The sequence below is a fragment of the Streptomyces sp. ADI95-17 genome (assembly GCF_003846175.1).
In the GTDB taxonomy this organism is placed as follows: domain Bacteria; phylum Actinomycetota; class Actinomycetes; order Streptomycetales; family Streptomycetaceae; genus Streptomyces; species Streptomyces sanglieri.
The window spans coordinates 97,266-119,298 of record NZ_ML123056.1; the positions used below are offsets into that span (position 1 = coordinate 97,266).

Annotated in this window: 7 protein-coding genes and 2 pseudogenes; all 9 read left to right on the forward strand. The window is 73.1% G+C overall.

Going from position 1 to position 22,033, the window contains the following annotated elements:
- Positions 1 to 118: 118 nt before the first annotated feature.
- Positions 119 to 10,984: pseudogene (locus EES42_RS47055) on the forward strand (type I polyketide synthase); the annotation flags it as partial.
- A gap of 86 nt (positions 10,985 to 11,070) precedes the next feature.
- Positions 11,071 to 11,520 (forward strand): annotated as a pseudogene (locus EES42_RS47785) (polyketide synthase dehydratase domain-containing protein); the annotation flags it as partial.
- A 30-nt stretch (positions 11,521 to 11,550) separates the two neighbouring features.
- Entirely contained in the window at positions 11,551 to 13,410 is a 1,860-nt protein-coding gene (locus EES42_RS47060) for a type I polyketide synthase (RefSeq protein WP_241196976.1), read from the forward strand.
- 43 nt (positions 13,411 to 13,453) lie between these two features.
- Positions 13,454 to 15,061, forward strand: a complete 1,608-nt coding sequence (locus EES42_RS42975; RefSeq protein ID WP_124723636.1) for a bifunctional 3-(3-hydroxy-phenyl)propionate/3-hydroxycinnamic acid hydroxylase MhpA — start codon at positions 13,454 to 13,456, stop codon at positions 15,059 to 15,061.
- A 42-nt stretch (positions 15,062 to 15,103) separates the two neighbouring features.
- Positions 15,104 to 15,997 (forward strand): SAM-dependent methyltransferase, encoded by an 894-nt coding sequence (locus EES42_RS42980; RefSeq protein WP_124723637.1) that lies wholly within the window; start codon positions 15,104 to 15,106, stop codon positions 15,995 to 15,997.
- A gap of 47 nt (positions 15,998 to 16,044) precedes the next feature.
- A complete protein-coding gene (locus EES42_RS42985) occupies positions 16,045 to 18,870 on the forward strand; it encodes a helix-turn-helix transcriptional regulator (RefSeq protein ID WP_124723638.1) in 2,826 nt (941 codons plus the stop codon).
- 45 nt (positions 18,871 to 18,915) lie between these two features.
- The gene (locus EES42_RS42990) at positions 18,916 to 19,464 is read left to right on the forward strand and encodes a YceI family protein (RefSeq protein WP_124723639.1); all 549 of its coding nucleotides are present in this window, start codon (positions 18,916 to 18,918) and stop codon (positions 19,462 to 19,464) included.
- Positions 19,465 to 19,483: 19 nt separating this feature from the next.
- On the forward strand, positions 19,484 to 20,404 hold the full coding sequence (locus EES42_RS42995; protein ID WP_124723640.1) for an ROK family protein: 921 nt from the start codon (positions 19,484 to 19,486) through the stop codon (positions 20,402 to 20,404).
- Positions 20,405 to 20,676: 272 nt separating this feature from the next.
- Positions 20,677 to 22,033, forward strand: a 1,357-nt coding sequence (locus EES42_RS43000; RefSeq protein WP_206433926.1) for a type I polyketide synthase, incomplete at its 3' end; no start/stop codon positions are given.

Below are 22,033 nucleotides of genomic sequence, written 5' to 3' on the forward strand. Positions count from 1 at the left end.
CAGGGGTACAGAACAGCACGCCGTGCCGCGACACTGATCGACGACCGGCCCTGCGCCGTGAGCCGGCGGCGGATACGGGCCGCGCGAGGTACTCCGCTCAACCGACGGATGTGGTGACATGTTGCGTACTGAACTGATCCGGCCGCTGCCCGAACTCCTGCGGGCACACGCCGATCGGTTCGGGGGCAAGGTCGCCTTTCGGGACGCCCGCAGGAGCGTGACCTACGCCGAGCTGGAACAACGCACCGGACGGCTGGCGGGCCACCTCGCGGGACTGCGGCTGCAGCCGGGGGACCGTGCGGCCATCTGCCTCGGCAACTGCGTGGAGATGGTGGAGAGTTACCTCGCCATCACCCGGGCCAGCGCGATCGGCTCGCCGTTCAACCCCCGTGCCACCGATGCCGAACTGGCCCACCTCCTCGACGACAGCGGCGCCCGCGTCATCATCACCGACACCGCCCACCTCCCGCAGCTCGCCCGCCTCCTGGAGGACCGCCGCGACCTGCGCGTCGTGGTCATCGGCAGCCGCGGCGTACCCGCCGACGCGCCCGCGGGAAGCCTCGCCTTCGAGGCGCTGGCCACCACCGAACCCGCCACCGGGCCACGGGACGACCTCGGACTCGACGACCTGGCCTGGATGCTCTACACCTCGGGCACCACCGGCCGGCCCAAGGGCGTGCTGTCCACACAGCGCAACTGTCTGTGGTCCGTGGCCGCCTGCTACGCCCCCGTCCCCGGACTGTCCGCCGACGACCGCGTGCTGTGGCCGCTGCCGCTCTTCCACAGCCTGTCCCACATCGCCTGCGTGCTGGGTGTCACCGCGGTCGGCGCGAGCGCGAGGATCGTCGACGGGTTCGAGGCCGAAGAAGTCCTCGACGCGCTCAGGGAGGACTCCGCCACCTTCCTGGCCGGAGTGCCCACCATGTACCACCACCTGGTCCGGGCCGCCCGCCGACAGGGCTTCACCGCGCCGGAGTTGCGCATGTGCCTGGTCGGCGGCGCGATCACCACGGCGGAGCTGCGCCGTTCCTTCGAGGAGGCGTTCGGCGCCCCGCTGCTCGACGCGTACGGCAGCACGGAGACCTGCGGCTCGATCACGATCAACTGGCCCAGCGGCGCCCGCGTCGAGGGCTCCTGCGGCCTGCCCGTACCCGGCCTCGGCGTGCGCCTGGTGGACCCGGAGACGGGCCTGGATGTGGGCAGCGGGACCGAGGGCGAGGTCTGGGTGAGCGGCCCGAGCGTGATGGCCGGGTACCACAACCAGCCCGAGGCCACCGCCCAGGCGATCCAGGACGGCTGGTACCGCACCGGCGACCTGGCCCGCCGCGACGCCGCCGGGTACTTCACGGTGACCGGCCGCATCAAGGAACTGATCATCCGGGGCGGCGAGAACATCCACCCCGGCGAGGTCGAGGCGGTGCTGCGGCGGGTGCCGGGCGTGGCCGATGTCGCCGTCGTCGGCAAACCGCACGAGACGCTCGGTGAAGTACCGGTGGCCTGCATCGTCCCCGGCCCCGAAGGACTCGACCCGCAGGCCCTGTTCGCCGCCTGCCGGGAACAGCTCTCGTACTTCAAGGTGCCCGAGGAGCTCTACGAGATCGCCGAGGTGCCCCGCACCGCATCCGGCAAGATCACCCGCCATGTCCTGCTCGAACAGCCCGCCAGGCTGCGCGCGTCCGGCACCAGCCACTACGAGTCGCTGTTCCGCCTCGACTGGGTCCCCCTGACCTCCGTCCCCCCACCGGCCGTGCCTGCGGGACGCTGGGCGCTGGTCGGCCAGGACACCGCGCACCTCACCGCCGGACTCCTCACCCGCGGCCTGGAAGTGACCGCGTACCCCGACCCGGCGGCCCTGCGCACCGCGGTGACGGCAGGCGCACCCGCCCCGGACGTCACCGTGCTCGCCGCGGGACGGGGCGCCGGGCACGACGGAGCGCGGCACCACGCCCGCGAGCTGGAGGACTGGCTCCGCGACGAGCGGTTCGCCGACGGCGCACTGCTCCTGACGACCCGCCGGGCGGTCGCCGCCGCGCCCGACGAGGACATCGCCGACCTGTGGCAGAGCGCCCTGTGGGGCCACGCGCGGTGCCTCCAGGCGGAACACCCCGGCCGTCTCGTCCTGGCCGACCTGGACGGCGGCGACGAGCAGACCGCCGCCGCGCTGCCGCTCGCCCTCTCCCACGACGAGCCGCAGTTCGCGGTGCGCTCCGGAGTCGTCCTGCTGCCCCGGTTCGCACGCGCGGCGACCCTAGCGGCCGGCGAGCGCGAACCCGCCCTCGACCCCCGGGGCACCGTACTGATCAGCGAGGCCGACGGCGCGGCCGCCGCCGAGGCCGGCCGCCACCTGGTCATCGGCCACGGCGTACGCCATGTGCTGCTGGTCAGCAGGGGAGGGGAGGCGGACAGCGCCGCGGCCGACCTCAAAGCCCAGCTGACCCGCGCCGGCGCCCGGGTCTCCCTGGAGGCCTGCGACCTCACCGACCGCGCCGCGCTCGCGGACGTACTGGCACGCAGCAAACGGCCCCTCACCGCCGTGTTCCACACCTGGGGCCGCCAGGACCCGCGGACCACCGGCTTCCTGCCCGCCGCCGCGGCGGCCGCCCTCAACCTGCACGAGCTGACCACCGACGACCACCCCGCCGCCTTCGTGCTCTTCTCCTCGGCGGCCGGACTGCTCGGCGCGGCCGGGCAGTCCGAACACGGCGCGGCCGCCGCCTTCCTCGACGCCCTGGCCCAGCACCGCCGCGCGGCCGGGCAACCCGCGCTCTCCCTGGCGTGGGGCCCCGGCGACGGACTCGGCGCCGACGGCGCCCCGGCGCCCCGCACGGGCATCGGCAGGCTCTCCGCGCACGACTGCCGGGCCATGCTCGACGCGGCAAGGACCGCCGACCACGCCGTCCTGGTGGCGCTGCGCACGGTCCCCGAGGCGCTGCGCGCCGACGAGATACCCGCGCTGCTCCGCGACATCATCGAGGTGACCGAGCGCTCGGCCCCCCGGGGCAGCGCCGACGGCGCCGCCCTGCGCCAGGAGCTCACCGCCTTGCCGGACGCCGAATGCGACCGCGTGCTCCTCGACCTCGTACGCACCCACGCCGCGCAGGTCCTCGGCCTGCCCGGCGGCCAGGCCATCGGTGCCGACCGGGCGTTCAAGGAGCACGGCTTCACCTCCGTGGGCGCCGTCCAGCTGCGCGGCAGGCTGGCCGAGGCGACCGGCCTGCGCCTTGCGGCCACCGCGGCCTTCGACCACCCCACCCCGGCCGCGCTCGCCCGCCACCTGCGCGACGTCCTCCTGGACGACACCGCCCTGCCGGTCCCCGTCCCCGTGGTCACGGCGGCAGCCGACGACGACCCCGTCGCCATCGTGGCCATGGGTTGCCGACTGCCGGGCGGCGTCACCTCTCCCGAACAGCTGTGGCAGCTGGTGGAGCAGGGCCTCGACGCCGTCACCGAGTTCCCCGCCGACCGCGGCTGGGACATCGACTCCCTCTACGACCCCGACCCCGACCGGCAGGGAACGACGTACGTCCGCGAGGGCGGATTCCTCCACGACGCGGGCGACTTCGACGCCGCCTTCTTCGGGATCTCGCCGCGCGAGGCGCTGGCGATGGACCCGCAGCAGCGACTGCTCCTGGAGACCTCCTGGGAGGTCTTCGAGCGGGCCGGCATCGACCCGACATCACTGCGCGGCCAGCACGTCGGCGTCTTCTCCGGTCTGATGCACCACGACTACGGAAGCAGCGCCGCACAGGCCCCGCAGGGTACCGAGGGCTATCTCGGGACAGGCACCGCGGGCAGCGTCGTCTCCGGCCGAGTCGCCTACACCCTGGGCCTCGAAGGCCCCGCGATCACCGTCGACACCGCGTGCTCCTCCTCCCTGGTGGCCCTGCACCTGGCGGCGCAGGCGCTGCGCGCGGGCGACTGCACCATGGCACTGGCCGGCGGCGCGGCCGTCATGGCCGAGCCCGGCTCGTTCGTCGAGTTCTCCCGGCAGCGCGCGCTCGCCCCGGACAGCAGGTGCAAGGCGTTCGCCGAGGCCGCGGACGGCACCTCCTGGTCCGAGGGCGTCGGCGTACTCCTCCTGGAACGGCTGTCGGACGCACGGCGCAACGGCCACCAGGTCCTCGCACTGCTGCGCGGCTCCGCGATCAACCAGGACGGCGCGAGCAACGGCCTGACCGCACCCAGCGGGCCCGCCCAACAGCGCGTGATCCGGCAGGCGTTGGCCCAGGCCCGGCTCAGCCCCGACCAGGTCGACGCCGTCGAGGCGCACGGCACGGGCACCACCCTGGGCGACCCCATCGAGGCCCAGGCGCTCCTCGCCACCTACGGCCAGGGACGGCCCGCGGACCGCCCGCTGTGGCTCGGATCGCTGAAGTCCAACATCGGGCACGCACAAGCCGCCGCGGGCGTGGCCGGCGTCGTCAAGATGATCATGGCGATGCGGCACGGTGTGCTGCCGCAGACCCTGCACGTCGACGAGCCCTCCTCGTACGTCGACTGGACGGCGGGCGCGGTCGAACTGCTCACCGAGGCACGCTTCTGGCCGGAGACGGGACGGCCCCGCAGGGCCGCGGTCTCCTCCTTCGGAGTGAGCGGCACCAATGCCCACGTCATCCTCGAACACGTCCCCGCGCCCGTCCCGGACGGCGACGGCGAGCGGACGGACGGCGAAGGCCCCCTGCCACTGCCGGTGTCCGCGCGTGGACACCAGGCGCTGCAGGCCCAGGCGGCCCGCCTCCACGCCCATCTGACCGCCCGGCCTGAGCAGGAACTCACCGACGTGGCCCAGGCGTTGGCGACCACCCGCGCAGCCCTGGAGCAGCGGGCCGTCGTCGTGGCCGCCGACCGGGAAGAGGCCCGGCACGGCCTTGCCGCCCTGGCCGAAGGCACCCCCGCGCCGAGCGTGCTCACCGGCAGCGCGGACCTCGAAGGCAAGGTGGTGTTCGTCCTGCCGGGCCAGGGCTCCCAGTGGGCCGGCATGGGCGCCGAACTCCTCGACTCCTCACCGGTGTTCGCCCAGGCCATGACGGAGTGCGCCGACGCGCTCGCACCGCACGTCGACTGGTCGCTCCTCGACGTCGTCCGGCAGGTCCCCGGAGCACCCACCCTCGACCGCTGCGACGTCGTACAGCCCGCGTCGTTCGCCGTCATGGTCTCCCTAGCCCGGATGTGGCGCTCCCACGGCATCGAACCGGACGCGGTACTCGGTCACTCCCAGGGCGAGATCGCCGCCGCCTGCGTGGCGGGGGCGCTGACCCTGCCGGACGCGGCCCGAGTGGTGGCGCTGCGCAGCAGGGCCATCGCCCAGCACCTGGCAGGCCGCGGCGGCATGATGCCGGTCGCACTCGCCCCCGACGAGGCCGCCCGGCGCCTTGCCGCCACCGCGTACGGGGAACAGATCGCCATGGCCGCGGTCAACAGCCCCTCCTCGGTCGTCCTCGCCGGCGCCCTCGACGCGCTGGACGCCCTCGCCGCCGAACTCGCCGAGGACGGGGTGCGGGCGCGCCGCATCCCCGTGGACTACGCCTCGCACTCGGCGCACGTCGAACAGATCGAGGACGAACTCCTCCGGGCCCTGCGGCCGATCGCCCCGCGCTCCTCGGACATCCCCTTCTACTCCACCGTCGACAACCGCTGGCTGGACACCCGCGAACTCGACGGGCGGTACTGGTACCGCAACCTCCGCCAGACCGTCCGCTTCGAGGAGGCCACCCGCGCCCTGCTGGCGCAGGGCTTCGGGTTCTTTCTGGAAATCAGCTCGCACCCGGTGCTGACCCCCGCGGTCCAGGAGACCGTCGAGCACACCGGCGCCGAAGCACTGGCCTGCGGCACACTGCGCCGCGACGAAGGCGGCCTGCGGCGCTTCTTCACCTCGCTCGCCGCCACCTGGGTGCGCGGCCTCCCGGTGCGCTGTTCGCCGTCCCCGCACGGCACCGCCGCGCGCCGCGTGGAACTGCCCACCTACGCGTTCCAGCGCCGCCGCTACTGGCTCGAAGCGGCCCCCGAACCCGGCGCCACGGCGACAGCGGACCCCGCCGAAGCGGCGTTCTGGGAAGCCGTCGACAGCGCCGACCCGCAGGCCCTCGCCACGACCCTGAGCGCGGAAGGCCAGGACCCGGGCGCCGACCTGAGCGCGCTCGCCGCCGCGCTGCCGGTGCTCTCCGACTGGCGCAGACGGCACCGGGAGCGGTCCGCCGCCGACGCGTGGCGCTACCGCGTGACCTGGCGGCGGCTGGCCGGCGACACCGCGGGAACCCTCACGGGCCGTTGGCTCGCCGTCGTCCCCACCACCGGTGCGGGCGCCGCCGACGCCGCTACCGGCGGGCAGGACACGGACACGCTGCTCGATGGTCTGCGGGCCCTGGGCGCGCGGTTCGAGCGGATCGATGTGGACCCGCGCCACGCCGAAGCCGGCGAACTCGCCGAGGTCATCCGGCAACACGCCCAGGAGAAGGGCGACTTCGACGGCGTACTGTCCCTCCTCGCACTCGACGAACGCGCCGTGCCCGAGGCCCCCGGCCACACCGCGGGCCTGGCGGGAACGGCCGCGCTGGTGCAGGCCCTCGCCGACACGGACAGCGGCGCTCTCCTGTGGGCGCTCACCCGCGGCGCTGTCACCACCGGCCCCGGCGGACCGGCGATCAGCCCGTCACAGGCCATGGTGTGGGGCCTCGGCAGGGTCGCCGCCCTGGAGCGGCCGCACACCTGGGGCGGCCTTGTGGACCTGCCGCAGACCCTCGACGAGCGGGCCCTGAGCAGACTGGCCGGAGCACTCGGCCGGCGCGACGGCGAGGACCAGCTGGCCGTACGGCCGACCGGCGTCTTCGCACAGCGCCTGACACCCGCACCCCTCGGCGACGCGCCCCCCGCCCGCCGATGGGAACCGCACGGCACCGTGCTGGTCACCGGCGGCACCGGCGGCATCGGCGCCGAGGCGGCACGCCGGCTCGCCGAGGCCGGCGCCGAACACCTGATCCTGACCAGCAGGCGCGGCCCGCACGCACCGGGCGCCGAGGAACTGGCCGCCGAACTCCGCGCCCGGGGAACCCGCGTGACGGTCGCCGCCTGCGAGGCCACCGACCGCGACACCCTCAAGGACCTCCTGACGAACGCCCCCGGCGAGCACCCCCTCACGGCGGTGGTGCACGCCGCGGGCGTGGGCCAGGACAGCCCCCTGGACGCCACCGACGCCCAGGAGTTCACTCGGGTCCTGGCCGGCAAGGCCGCGGGCGCGGCACTGCTCGACGAACTCCTCGGCGACACCCCCCTCGACGCGTTCGTCCTCATGTCGTCCGGCGCCGGCGTATGGGGAGCGGGCCGCCAGGGCGCCTACGCCGCGGCCAACGCCTACCTCGACGCCCTCGCCGAACGGCGCCGCGCCGCAGGGCGGACCGCTACGGCCGTGGCCTGGGGCTCGTGGGGAGGCGGCATCGGGCTCGGCGCCGAGGCGGGCACCGCCGAACGACTGCGGCGGCTCGGCCTGCTCGGCATGAACCCGCACAGCGCCCTCGCCGCGCTGGTGCGCGCCGTCGAGCACGACGACACCCGCGTGGCCGTGGCGGACATGGACTGGGCGCGGTTCCACGCCGCGTTCACCGTGAGCCGCCCGAGCCCCCTCCTCCAGGACCTGCCCGACGTGCGCGCCGCACAGGCCGCGCCGTCGACGCCCGACGGGGACGAACAGCGGCCCGCCACCGGCCTGGCGGCCCGGCTCGCCGCGCTGAGCGGGCCCGAGCGCGACCGGGCCGTGCTCGACCTGGTCCGCGCCGAAGCCGCCGCCGTGCTCGGCCACACCGGCGCCGACGCCGTCGACGCCACCCGCGCCTTCCGCGATCAGGGCTTCGACTCCATGACCGCCGTCGAACTGCGCAACCGCCTGGCCGAGGCGGCCGGACTGACGCTGCCGTCGACGCTGGTCTTCGACCACCCGACGCCCACGGCCCTCGCGGACCGGCTGCGCGGCCTGCTGCTCGGGACCGGTCCTGAGCAGCCGCCCGTGCCGGGCCCGGCCGCCGCGGGACCCGACGACGACCCGATCGTCATCGTCGGCATGAGCGCCAGACTGCCGGGCGGCGTCGCCTCCCCGGAAGACCTGTGGAAGCTCGTCGACGCCGGCGGCGACGCCGTGGCCGCGTTCCCCGCCGACCGCGGCTGGAACGTCGACGACCTCTACGACCCCGACCCCGCCAAGACCGGCAAGTCGTACGTCCGGCACGGGAGTTTCCTCTACGACGCGGGCGACTTCGACGCCGCGTTCTTCGGGATCTCGCCGCGCGAGGCGCTGGCGATGGACCCTCAGCAGCGGCTGCTCCTGGAGACGGCGTGGGAGGTCCTGGAGCGGGCGGGCATCGACCCGCAGTCCCTGCACGGCAGCAGGACCGGCGTGTTCGTCGGCGCCATGCATCAGGACTACGGCGCCGGACAGAGCCCCGACCGGCGCGGCGTCGAAGGGTACTTCGTCACCGGCAACGCGGCGAGCGTGCTCTCCGGACGCGTGGCGTACACCCTCGGCCTCGAAGGTCCCGCCGTCACCGTGGACACGGCCTGCTCGTCGTCCCTCGTCTCCCTGCACATGGCCTGCCAGGCCCTGCGGTCGGGCGAGTGCGACCTGGCCATGGCCGGCGGCGTGACGGTGATGGCGACACCGGACGGATTCGTCGAGTTCTCCCGGCAGCAGGGGCTGTCCACCGACGGCAGGTGCCGTGCCTTCGCCGCCTCGGCCGACGGCACCGGCTGGTCCGAGGGAGCGGGCCTCCTGCTCGTCGAGCGGCTGTCCGACGCCCGCCGCAACGGCCACCCGGTCCTGGCCGTCGTACGCGGTACGGCCATCAACCAGGACGGCGCGAGCAACGGACTCACCGCCCCCAACGGCACATCGCAGCAGCGCGTCATCCGGCAGGCCCTCGCCGACGCCGGGCTGACCGCGGCCGACGTGGACGCCGTGGAGGCACACGGCACCGGCACCACCCTGGGCGACCCCATCGAGGCGCACGCCCTCCTCGCCACCTACGGCCAGGACAGGCCGTCGGACCACCCGCTGTGGCTGGGATCCCTGAAGTCCAACATCGGCCACACCCAGGCCGCCGCCGGCGTGGCAGGCGTGATCAAGATGGTGATGGCGATGCGGCACGGTGTGCTGCCGCGGACCCTGCACGTCGACGAGCCCTCCCCGCACATCGACTGGACCACCGGCGCCGTCGAACTGCTCACCGAGCCCCGCGACTGGTCCGTCGACGACCGGGCACGACGGGCCGGAGTGTCGTCATTCGGCATCAGCGGCACCAACGCCCACGTCATCCTCGAACAGGCCCCCGCCGAGGACGGGCCCCCCTCCGCCGGGGCCCCGCAGCATGCCGACGACCCGACCCGATCGCAGCAGCTGCCCGCCGTGCCGTGGCTGCTCTCCGGCCGCACCCCGCAGGCGCTGCGCGCCCAGGCCGAACGCCTCGTGGACTTCGCCGAAGCGCCACTGGCGCCCGATGCCGTCGATATCGCGTACTCCCTCACCTCCCGCTCCGCCCTGGAGCACCGGGCCGTCGTCGTCGCCGACGACAGGGACGGGCTCCTCGCCGGACTGCGGGCCCTGGCCCGCGGCGAACAGGCCGCCGCGCTCACCCAGGGCGCCTCGGCCACCGGACGCTGCGCGGTGCTCTTCACCGGACAGGGCGCCCAGCGCATCGGCATGGGCCGCGAGCTGGATGCCACCCAGCCGGTGTTCGCCGAAGCCTTCGACGAGGTGTGCGCCGAACTGGACCCACGGCTGCGCCACCCCCTGCGCGACGTGGTCTTCGGCGACGACCCGACGCTCCTGGAACAGACCGCGATGGCCCAGGCCGCGCTGTTCGCCGTGGAAGTGGCGCTGTACCGGCTCATGGAGTCCTGGGGAGTACGGCCCGACGCCGTCGCCGGACACTCGGTCGGTGAACTCGCCGCCGCGCACGTCGGCGGAGTGCTCTCGCTGACCGACGCCTGTGCCCTGGTCGCCGCGCGCGGCAGGCTCATGCAGGCGCTCCCGCACGGCGGCTCCATGGTCGCGGTGGACGCGACCGAGGACGACGTGCTGCCACTGCTCGCCGGCTTTGAGAGCCAGGTCAGCGTCGCCGCGGTCAACGGCCCCTCGTCCGTGGTGCTCTCCGGCGACGAGACCGAAGTCCTGCGGCTGGCCGAGGAACTCGCCGCACGCGGCCACGTCACCAAGCGGCTCCACGTCAGCCACGCCTTCCACTCGCCGCTCATGGAGCCGATGCTCGACGGCTTCCGCGCCGTCGTGGAACGGCTCACCTTCCGGCCGCCCACCATTGCCTTCGTCTCGACCAGAACCGGAACGTCCGTAGACGCCGAGACACTGTGCTCGCCCGACTACTGGACCGACCAGATCCGACAGCCCGTCCGCTTCCACGACGCCGTACGCACCCTCCACGACCACGGAGTCCGTACGTTCCTCGAACTGGGCCCCGGCGGAGTGCTCACCGCGATGGTCCAGGACTGCCTCGCCGAAGCGGGCGAAGCCGTCGCCGCCGTGCCCACGCTGCGGCGCGACCAGAGCGAACCGCGGGCCGTCGTCTCCGCGCTCGCACGGCTGCACGTCCGCGGCGTACCCGTGGACTGGGCCCCGCTGTTCACCGGCAGCGCCGCCCGCCGCGTCGACCTGCCCACCTACGCCTTCCAACGCCGCCGCTACTGGCTGGACTCCGGCACGGCGGCGGGCGACGCCGGCGCGGCCGGACTCGCCGACGCGGCACACCCGCTGCTGCGCGGCCTCGTCACCCTGCCCGACAGCGGCGGAGTGCTCTGCACCGGCAGGCTCTCCCTGTCCACCCACGCCTGGCTCGCCGACCACACCGTGGGCGGCGCCGTCCTGGTGCCCGGCACCGCACTCGTCGACGCCGTCGTACGGGCCGGCGACGAAACCGGCTGCCCCCACCTCGACGAACTGATCATTGCCGCCCCGCTCGTCCTGCCCGAACAGGGCGCCGTCCAGCTCCAGATAGCCGTCGCCGCCCCGGACAGGACGGGCCGCAGGCCCGTGACCGTCCACTCCCGCCCGGCCGAAGCGGCCCCCGACGCGCCCTGGACCCGGCACGCCGACGGCCTGCTCGCCCCGCCCCCGCCCCCGCCGACGCCCCGCCGACCGCCACCGGGACCTGGCCGCCGTCGGCCGCACAGAGCGCCGACGCCGACGGCTTCTACCCGGCCATGCGCGAGGCCGGTTACGCGTACGGACCGCTCTTCCGCGGACTGCACAGCGTCTGGACCCACGGCGACAAGGTCTACGCCGAAGTCGCCCTGCCCGACGAACGGGAAGCCGAAGCAGGGGAGTTCGGCCTGCACCCCGGGCTTCTCGACGCCGCCCTGCACGCGGCGAGCTTCGGCGCCCTGTCCGGCATCGGCAAGGACCGGCTGCTCCTCCCGTTCGCCTGGAACGGCCTCACCCTGCACGCTTCCGGAGCCACCGCGCTGCGCGTCACGCTCGCCCCGGCGGGACCCGACGCCTTCTCCCTGGAGGCCACCGACCCCGCGGGCGCACCGGTCCTCTCGCTCGCCTCGCTGGTGTTCCGGCCCGTCGCCGCCGACCAGCTGCGCGGCCACCGGACCCCGCACGGCCTCATCCACCACCTCGACTGGACCCCGCTGCCCCTGCCCGACCGCACCCCGCAGTCCCCGGGCCCGCTCCTCGTCGACCTCACCGACACCACGGCGGCCGAGGGCCCCGAGCGGACCCGCGAATTGTGCGGCCGCGTCCTGCGGGCCGTCCAGAACCACCTGAACGAAGGGGACGAAAGGCAGGAAGGACCCGGCCTCCTGATCCTCACCCGCGGCGGCTGCCTGCCCGAAGGGACCGGGACCGGCGACGCCCCCGACCCCGCGATGGCCGCCGTGTGGGGCCTGGTGCGCGTCGCGCAGTCCGAACACCCCGGCCGCATCGCCGTGGCGGACCTCGACGGACACGAAGCCTCGCGGCAGGCCGCCCTGGCCGCCGTCGCCTCCGGGGAACCGCAGATCGCGATCCGCGCGGGCCGTGCACTCGTGCCCCGCCTCGCCCAACTGCCCGCCACCGCACCCGAACACGGCCGCACCCTCGACACCGAGGGCACCGTCCTGATCACCGGAGGCACCGGCACGCTGGGCGGCCTCGTCGCCCGGCACCTGGCCGCCGAACACGGCGTACGCAACCTGTTGCTCGTCAGCAGGACCGGCGACGCCTCCGAAGCCGCCCGCACCCTGCGCGCCGAACTGGCCGAGCAGGGCGCCCGGGTCACCCTCGCCGCCTGCGACGCGGGCGACCGTGATGCCCTGGCCGCCGTCCTCGCCGCGATCCCCGCCGCCCACCCGCTGACCGCCGTCGTGCACGCCGCCGGCGTCCTCGACGACGGCGTGGTCACCTCCCTCGCCCCCGAACGCTTCGAGCCCGTGCTGCGCGCCAAGGCGGACGCCGCCTGGCACCTGCACCAACTGACCAGGGACACCGACCTGGCCGCCTTCGTCCTGTTCTCCTCCGCGTCCGGCCTCCTCGGCACCCCGGGCCAGGCCAACTACGCCGCGGCCAACGCCTTCCTGGACGCCCTGGCCCAGCACCGGCAGGCGCACGGCCTGCCGGCCACCTCCCTCGCCTGGGGACTGTGGGCACAGACGAGCGGCATGACACGGCAGCTCGGCACCGGCGAACTGCGCCGCGGCGGACGCGGCGGCATGGACGCCCTGAGCAGCGAAGAGGGCCTGCGACTCCTCGACGCCGCCCTGCGGTCGGCCCACGCCCAGTTGATGCCCGCCCGACTGAACCTCGCCGCGCTCGGCGACGCGGACCCGGCGGACCTGCCGCCACTGCTGCGCGGCCTGGTCCGCGCCCCGCGCAGAACCGCACGCACCACCGCGGCCACCGAAGGGCCCTCGCTCACCCAGCGCCTCACCGCCCTGCCCGACGCCGAACGGGCCGAGGCACTCCTCGACCTGGTGCGCACCGAGGCGGCCATCGCACTCGGCCACGACACCGCCACGTCGATCGAGGCCGACCAGGCGTTCAGCGGCATCGGCTTCGACTCGCTGACGGCCGTGGAACTGCGCAACCGCCTCACCGCCGCCACCGGTGTGCGGCTGCCCGCCACGCTGATCTTCGACTACCCCACCCCCACCGCCCTCGCCGACCACCTCGGCGGCAGGCTCGGCACGGTCCCCGGGGCCAGACCCGCGGTCCTCACCGAACTCGACAGGCTGGAGGAGGCGTTCGCCACGGCAGGCGCCGACGACGAACTGCATGCGCACGTCGTGGCCCGCCTGGAGGCACTGACCGCCAAGTGGTGGTCCCTGGGCGGCGAAGCCGACGAACTCGGCGCCGAGGAAGACGACTTCGACTTCGACTCGGCCACCGACGACGAGATCTTCGGGCTCATCGACAACGAACTGGGGTCCTGAACATGGTCCGGGCCCTTCGCGTGAACGCTCAGGGAGAACAGACGTGGTGAACTCCGATGTGCTGATAGTCGGTTACGGTCCCGTCGGTCAGCTGGCGACGATCCTGCTGGCCCAGCACGGCCACACCGTCACGGTCGTCGAACGCTGGCCGCAGCCGTACAGCATGCCCCGGGCCGTCGCGTACGACGGCGAGGCGGCCCGGATCCTCGCCGCCGCGGGCGTCGCCGACCGCCTGGACGGCATCCGCGAACCCACCGGCGAGTACGTGTGGGAGAACGCCCGCGGCCAGACCCTCATCCACATGGACGTACCCGGACAGAGCCCCTCGGGCTGGCCCGAGTCGACATCCATGTACCAGCCGGGCCTGGAGGCGGAGCTCGCCGAACGCGGCGCGGAACTGCCCGGCGTCACCGTGCACCGCGGCCAGGCCGCCGTGGAACTGACCGAGCACGAGGACCGGGTCGACGTCGTCACCGAGGACGCCGACGGCGGCCGGCACACGTACTCCGCCCGCTGGGTGATCGGCTGCGACGGCGCCAACAGCTTCGTCAGCGGCCGCATCGACCCCGCCGTGACCGACTACTCCTTCGCCCACGACTGGCTGATCTGCGACGTCGTCACACACGACAAGCGCGAGTACAAGCCCAACAACCTGCAGATCTGCGACCCGGCCCGGCCGCGCACGGCCGTCTCGGCAGGACCCGGACACCGGCGCTGGGAGTTCATGCGCGTACCCGGCGAGACCGTCGAAGAACTCGGCGACATCGACAAGGTCTGGAAACTCCTCGGACTCTTCGGCCTCGACCACGACAACGCCACCCTGGAACGGCACGCCGTCTACACCACCCAGGCCCGCTGCGCCGACCAGTGGCGCTCGGGCCGGCTCCTCATCGCGGGCGACGCCGCACACGTCATGCCACCCTTCGTCGGGCAGGGCATGTGTTCGGGCTTCCGCGACGCCGTCAACCTCGCCTGGAAGCTGCACCTCGTACTCGGCGGCCTCGCCGACGAACAGCTTCTCGACACCTACACCGTCGAACGCAGCTCCCACGTACGGTCGGCCATCGAGACGTCCATCGCCCTGGGCGAGGTGATCTGCCAGACCGACCGGGCCGCAGCTGCGGGACGCGACGCCTTCCTGCTGGCCGCCCGCGCCCGTGCCCGCGGCGGCCGCGACCAGGCGGCGCCGGGCGGCCCCGCCCTCGCCCAGTCGCTCACCGGCGGACTGCTGCGCACCGGAGCCGGCCACGCACCCCAGCCCGGCGCGGGCAACCTCGTCCCGCAGGCACGGGTGGCACAGGGCGACAGGACCGGCCTGTTCGACGACGTCGTCGGCACCGGATTCACCCTGCTCTGCACCGAGGACCCGAGGCTCCTCCTCGACCCCGCGGACCTGGCGTTCCTCGACACCCTGGACACCCATCTGGTGCGGGTACTGCCCGCGGGCACGGCCCCGGAGAAGGCCGGGGAGCACGACGTCGTCGACATCGACGACGTCTACCTCCCCTACCTCGCCGAAGCGGCCGCAGGCACCGCGACCGGCATGCTCGTGCGCCCCGACTTCTACCTCTTCGGCACCACCCGCGACCGCGACGACCTGGCCGCGCTCGTCGAAGATCTGCGTGGCCGAATCGGGCACACGCAGCCCTGAACTCCCCTCATGCCATACAGCACGGGAAAGGCAGCTCCGCAGATGTTCGAAGCAGTGAAGCAGTTCGGCAAGCTGGTCAAGATGATGACGACGGGCGACCCCGTCGAACGGACCCGCCGCCTCTACCAGTTCATGCCGCCGAGCTTCGAGTTCGTCGAGCGCACCACGACGTACTGCAACTTCGGTTACTGGAACGACGGCGTCACCAGCCTCGACGAAGCAGCCGAGGAAATGGCCACCAAGCTGGCCGAAGCCGCCGGGATACAGAGCGGCGACACCGTCCTCGACCTCGGATTCGGCTACGGCGACCAGGACTTCTCCTGGCTGCGCGAACGACAGCCCAAGAAGATCCACGGCCTGAACATCACGCCCCACCAGATCGAACACGCACGCCGCAGGGCCACGAAGGAAGGAGTCGCGGACAGGCTCGACTTCCAGCAGGGCTCCGCCACCGACATTCCCTTCCCCGACAACACCTTCGACCGCGTGGTGGCCCTCGAATCCGCCTTCCACTTCTATCCGCGCAGCGACTTCTTCAAGGAGGCGTTCCGCGTGCTGCGGCCCGGCGGTGTCCTCGCCGTCGCCGACGTCCTGCCCACCAACGACGACGTGGTGCGCAAGGAACTCAAGTCGCGCGCCCTGAGCTGGATTCTCATCAGCTACGACGAGGCCAACTGGTACACCGCCGACACCTACACCAAGCAGCTCGGCGACGCCGGCTTCGAGCAGGCACGCGTCGACTCCATCCGCGACCGCGTGTGGGAGCAGTACCGCCAGTTCATGGTCAACAGGCTCGCCAGCCCCTCGTACAAGGCCAAGGTCAGCTCCACCAGCTACAAGGGCATGTCCCGCAACTGGAGCGACCAGGACCTGCTGAAGAAGGAACTCGCAGGCATCGACTACGTCATGGCCGTCGCGCACAAGCCGGCGGAGTGACGGGCAGCTACAACCGGTGGTGCACATAGCGGGGCAGGGGTGAACGGGTGCGTTTGGTCGAGCGGGACGAACAGGTGCGGTACCTGGACCGGCTGGTGGACGAGTGCCGCGGAGGGCGCGGACAGATCGTCCTGCTGAACGGCCCGGCGACGACGGGCAAGACCGAACTCCTGAGAGTGTGCGCGGACCGGGCCCCCGAGGACGTCCGCGTACTCCGCGCCACCTGCTCGCGCGCCGAGCAGTCCCTGCCCTTCGGGGTGCTCAGCCAACTCCTGCGCAGCGACGCCCCGCCGGGCGAACTCATCGCCCGAGTGGACCGGTTACTGAGGGACGGGGCGTCCGCGGACGCCCCTCCCCGGCCGGACCACGACGCTGTCGAAGCGGCGGTCGTGCGCATCGTCCACGGCCTCGGCGTGGCCGTCCTCGACCTCGCCGCCAAGACGCCCCTGCTGATCGCCGTCGACGACGTCCAGCACGCCGACGTCCCCTCCCTGCACTGCCTCCTCTACATCGCGCGCCGGCTCGACTCGGCCCGCGTCCTGGTGGTCCTCACCGACGAGGCGGAGTTCGAGACGCAGCACTCGCCGTTCCGCGCCGAGCTGCGCCGGCAGCTGCACTTCCACCAGCTGCGCCTCGCACCCCTTACTCGCGAAGGCGTCGCCGCGGTGCTGCAAGGCGGGGCCGGGACACCCGCCGCCGACGCCCCCCTCGCCGGCAACCGCACCGGCGACGCGACACCCCGGGACACCGACGCGTTCTTCCGCGCCAGCGGAGGCAACCCCCTGCTCCTACACGCCCTCATCGAGGACCGGCACATCGCCGGCGAGCCCCGCGCCCAGGGATACGGACTCGCCCTGCTGAGCTGCCTGCACCGCGACAGGCTCGCCGTGCTCCAGGTGGCTCGCTCCCTCGCCGTGCTCGGCGAAGAGGGCGGCGTCGACGAACTGAGCCAGCTGGCCGGGCTCGACACGGAGACCGTCAGCCGGGCCCTGCACGACATGGACGCCGCCGGACTCATCGACAAGCGCGCCTTCCGCCACCCGGTGGCCCGCGCCGCGGTCGTCGACGACATCTCCCCGCAGGACCGCCTCGCCCTGCACCGCCGCGCCGCCCAGCTGATGCACGACCGGGGCGCACCCACCATGAGCGTCGCCCGGCACCTCGTGGAAGCCAGGCACACCCACGGCCCCTGGGCGGTGCGGGTGCTCCTGGAAGCGGCCGAGCAGGCGATGCTCGGCGAGGACCCGTGGCTGGCCACCGAGTGCCTCAAGCTCGCCCACCGATCAAGCTCCGACGAGCAGGACAGGCTGGCCATCAGGGCACGCCTCGCCCAGGCCGAATGGGAACTCAGCCCCTCCGCCGCGGCCCGCCACCTCACCCCGCTCGTCGCCGCCGTACGCAGCGGCCGGCTCGGCCACGGCGACAGCCTCGTCCTCCTGAGGCACCTGCTCTGGCACGGCAGGACCGAGGAGGCCGAGACCGTCCTCAGACACCTCAGGGGCACCGCCGGCGACCAACGGACCGAGTCCCGCGACATCGAAAGGTGGCTGGCCGCCACCCACCCCCCGCTCGCCCGCAGAAGCCGCCACCCCATCACCCGCGGCGGCGACATCGGCCACCTGCTCACCCCGCTCAGCGACCCGTGGTGGCGCTCGGCCGCCGACCTCGGCGACCTGATCACCCGCGGCCCCGACCAGCAGGCCGCCGACCGCGCCGAACAGATCCTCGCGGAGACCGGAGTCGGCCGCCGCAGCCCCTGGACCGAAGAGGCCGTCCAGCTGGCCCTGTCCGTACTGATCTGCGCCGGGCGCCCCGGCAGTGCCGCGAACTGGTGCGACCGCCTGAACGACCCGGCCACCCCCCGGCGTTCCCCGGTGCACACCGCGACGCTGGCCGCCATGCGCGCCGAAGTGGCCATCAGACAGGGCGACCTGAAGGCCGGCGCCGACCACGCACGCCAGGCACTGACCCACCTCCCGCCCAAGGCCTGGGGAGTCGCCATCGGCCTGCCGCTTGGCAGCCTCGTCCTCGCCGTCACCAGAACCGGCGACTACGACGAAGCGGCGAAGCGCCTCACGCACTCCGCGACCGACGCCATGTTCCGCAGCCGCTACGGACTGCACTATCTCGACGCCCGCGGACACTTCCACCTCGCCACCAACCACCCGCACGCCGCCCTCGCCGACTTCCTGTCCTGCGGCGAACTCATGCGCGCCTGGGGCCTGGACGCGTCGGCGCTCATCCCCTGGCGCACCGGAGCCGCCGAGGCCTGGCTGCGCCTGGGCAACCCGGACCAGGCCAAGCGCCTCGTCTACGACGAGCTGACCAGAGCCGGCGCCGACGATCCACGCGCCCGCGGCTCGGCACTGCGCCTCCTCGCCGCGCTCGGCCCCGTCAGCAGACAGCCCGAACTGCTCACCGAAGCACTGGACCTCCTGGAGGACTGCGGCGACGGCTACGAACAGGCCAGGGTGCTCGTCGACCTCTGCCGCAGCTATCACGCACTCGACGAACACCGGCGGGCCCGCATGGTCTTCCGCAGGGCCTGGCACGTGACGAAGCTGTGCAACGCGGCCCCGCTGAGCAAGGAACTCATGGCAGCCTCCAGCGACTTCGGCGGATTCGAGACGGCTCCCGTGGGCGCCGACGGCATCACCTCCCTCACCGGCTCCGAACGGCGGGTCGCCGCACTGGCCGTGATGGGCTGCACCAACCGCGAGATCGCCGGGAAACTGCACATCACCGCAAGTACGGTGGAGCAGCACCTGACACGCGTCTATCGGAAGCTCAACGTAAAGCGCCGAAAGGATCTCCCCGTGGACCTGCGCAACGACGGCGCCACGACCGAGCACACCTCTCTCGGACGCCGCTGACCCGTCCCGGACGCCGCCGACCCACCGCCTCCCCCAAGGATTCACATGCCACGCAACACAGACGACCGGCCCACCACCCCCGCACCGGGCACCTACACCATCGACGCCGGACGCAGCACGATCGCCTTCACCACACGCCACGTCTTCGGCCTGGGCGCCGTGGACGGAACGTTCGCCCTCGCCTCGGGCCAGGTGAACATCGCCGCCGAGCCCACGCTGTCGTCGGCCACGGCCGTCATCGCCGCCGACAGCTTCACGACTGCCAGCGGAGCCCGCGACAAGGTCGTGCGCTCACCCAAGTACCTGGACACCGCGACGCACCCCCACATCACCTTCGCTTCGAACGCCGTCCAGGACACGGGCACCGGATACGTCCTGCGCGGAGAACTGACCGTCAAGGCCACCGCTCAGCCCGTCGAGCTCACCTTCGGGCAGCCGGAATTCGGGGCCGAAGGAATCCGCTTCAGCGCCACCACCCGAATCGACAGGTACGCATTCGGAATCACCGCAGACAAAGGCATGACCGCCCGTCACCTCACCCTTTCCTTCGACATTCTCGCCGTGCCCGCCACCGGAAACACCCCCGGCGAATAACGGACGAGGGAACCCTGCCATGGAGAACACGGTGACGTATCTGGGAATCGACATCGGCGGCACCAAAGTCGCCCTGCGCGCCGAGAACGGCACGCAATCCCAGGAAGCCGTGTTCCCCTGGCCGGGCCCCGAAAGCACCGCACACGACGACCTGGCCGCCCTCGCCACGCAGGTCCGCGCGCTCCTCGCCGGTACGCCCGGCCCGGTCGCCTCCGTCGGCATCGCCATGCCCGCCACCGTCGACGGCGCCGGCCGGGTGACCACCTGGCCGAACCGCCCCTCCTGGACGGGACTCGACCTGCGCGGCGCGCTCCACCCCCTGTTCCCCGGGAGCGAGGTCGCCTGGGCCGATGACGGAGACCTCGCCGCCCTCGCCGAGGCCGACGCGGCGGGCTGCCGGAACCTCGTCTACCTCGGCGTCGGCACCGGCATCGGCGGCGGCCTGGTCGTCGACGGCCGGCCCTGCCCCGGCGCGGACCGCGGTTCCTGCGAAGTCGGCCACGTGATCGTCGACAGGGCAGGACCGCGCTGCGACTGCGGCCGCCATGGCTGCGTACAGGCCATCGCATCCGGCCCGGCCACCCTGCGCAGGGCGGCACGGCTGCGCGGCACCACCACGACCTTCGACGACCTCGGGCAAGGCCTGCGCGACGACGAGCCCTGGGCCGTCGCCGCCGTGCAGGAGAGCTGCGCCGCCCTGGCCGTCGCCGTCGTCAGCCTCAACGAACTCGTGCACCCTTCCCTGGCCCTGATCGGCGGCGGATTCGCCGACGGACTGCCCGGATTCACCGACCGGGTGGCAGCCGCCGCGACCGCCCTCACCAGGCCCGGCCACCGGCTCGCCCCCGTCCGCGCCGCCGCACTCGGCGGGCTCTCCTCCCTGCGCGGCGCACTGCTCCTCGCCCGGGGTACGCACTCCGGGTACGGGGTTCTGGGCTAGGGGGCTGCGGCAACCGCCTAGGGGTTGTCCGGTTCGACGAGCCACCCGTAGATTCCCCGAGTAGGGAGGATCATTTCGGAGTGCGCGGTGCTGGGAATTCACCGAAGAAACCACTCAGGTATTCCGGTCGGAACGCGCAAGTCGTGCCACTCCACGGGACCGAGCTCAATGACGCTCATTGGTGCCCATCGATGACGAATTGAGGCTCGTTGACAGACCGTTTGATGGTGGGCCGATATTCACCTGCTGACCGCCGCGACGGGTTGGGTTGAGTGGACAAAGAAGAGAAGCTCCGTGATTACCTGAAGAGGACGACCGCGGATCTGCGCCGCACGCGACAGCGCCTCCGCGACATGGAGGCCGAGCAACAGCAGCCCATCGCCATCGTGGGGATGAGCTGCCGATACCCGGGTGGCGTGACCAGCCCCGAGGACCTCTGGCAACTTGTCTCCACCGGCACCGACGGCGTCTCCGGCTTCCCGGACGACCGCGGCTGGAACCTCGGCGGTCTCTACGAGGCCGACGCGGGCCAGGACGGCAAGTCAGCCACCGAAGAGGGCGGCTTCCTCTACGGGGCGGGCGACTTCGACGCGGGCTTCTTCGGGATCTCGCCGCGCGAGGCGCTGGCGATGGACCCGCAGCAGCGGCTCCTCCTGGAGACCTCCTGGGAGGCGTTCGAGCGCGCGGGCATCGACCCGACGTCGCTGCGCGGCAGCCGTACGGGCGTCTTCGCGGGCCTCATGTACCACGACTACGCGGCCCGGCTCGGTCCCGTACCCGACGGCGTCGAGGCGTTCATCGGCGTCGGCAACTCGGGCAGCGTCGTCTCCGGCCGCGTGGCCTACGCCTTCGGGCTCGAAGGCCCCGCCGTGACCATTGACACGGCCTGCTCGTCGTCCCTGGTCGCCCTGCACCTGGCGGTGCAGTCGCTGCGCAAGGGCGAGTGCACGATGGCGCTGGCCGGTGGCGTGACGGTGATGGCGACCCCTGGCACGTTCGTGGACTTCAGCCGCCAGCGCGGCCTCGCCTCCGACGGCCGCTGCAAGTCGTTCGCGGCGCGAGCCGACGGCACGGGCTGGTCCGAGGGCGTGGGCGTGCTCCTGGTGGAGCGCCTGTCCGACGCACGGCGCCTGGGCCATGAGGTGCTGGGAATCGTGCGCGGCTCCGCCGTCAACCAGGACGGCGCGTCCAACGGTCTGACGGCACCCAATGGCCCGTCCCAACAGCGGGTCATCCGAGCGGCGTTGGCGAGCGCGGGCCTGACGGCTGCGGACGTCGACGCGGTCGAGGCGCACGGCACGGGTACGACGCTGGGCGACCCCATCGAGGCGCAGGCGCTGCTGGCCACGTACGGCCAGGAACGGTCGGGCGACCGCGCGCTGCTGCTCGGCTCGGTCAAGTCGAACCTCGGTCACACGCAGGCGGCTGCCGGCGTTGCCGGCGTCATCAAGATGGTCATGGCGATGCGGGAGGGTGTCCTGCCGCAGACCCTCCACGTGGACGATCCGACGCCCCAGGTCGACTGGTCGGCGGGTGCTGTCGAGCTGCTGACGGAGTCGGTGGCGTGGCCGGAGACGGGGGCACCGCGTCGTGCGGGTGTCTCGTCGTTCGGTGTGAGCGGCACGAATG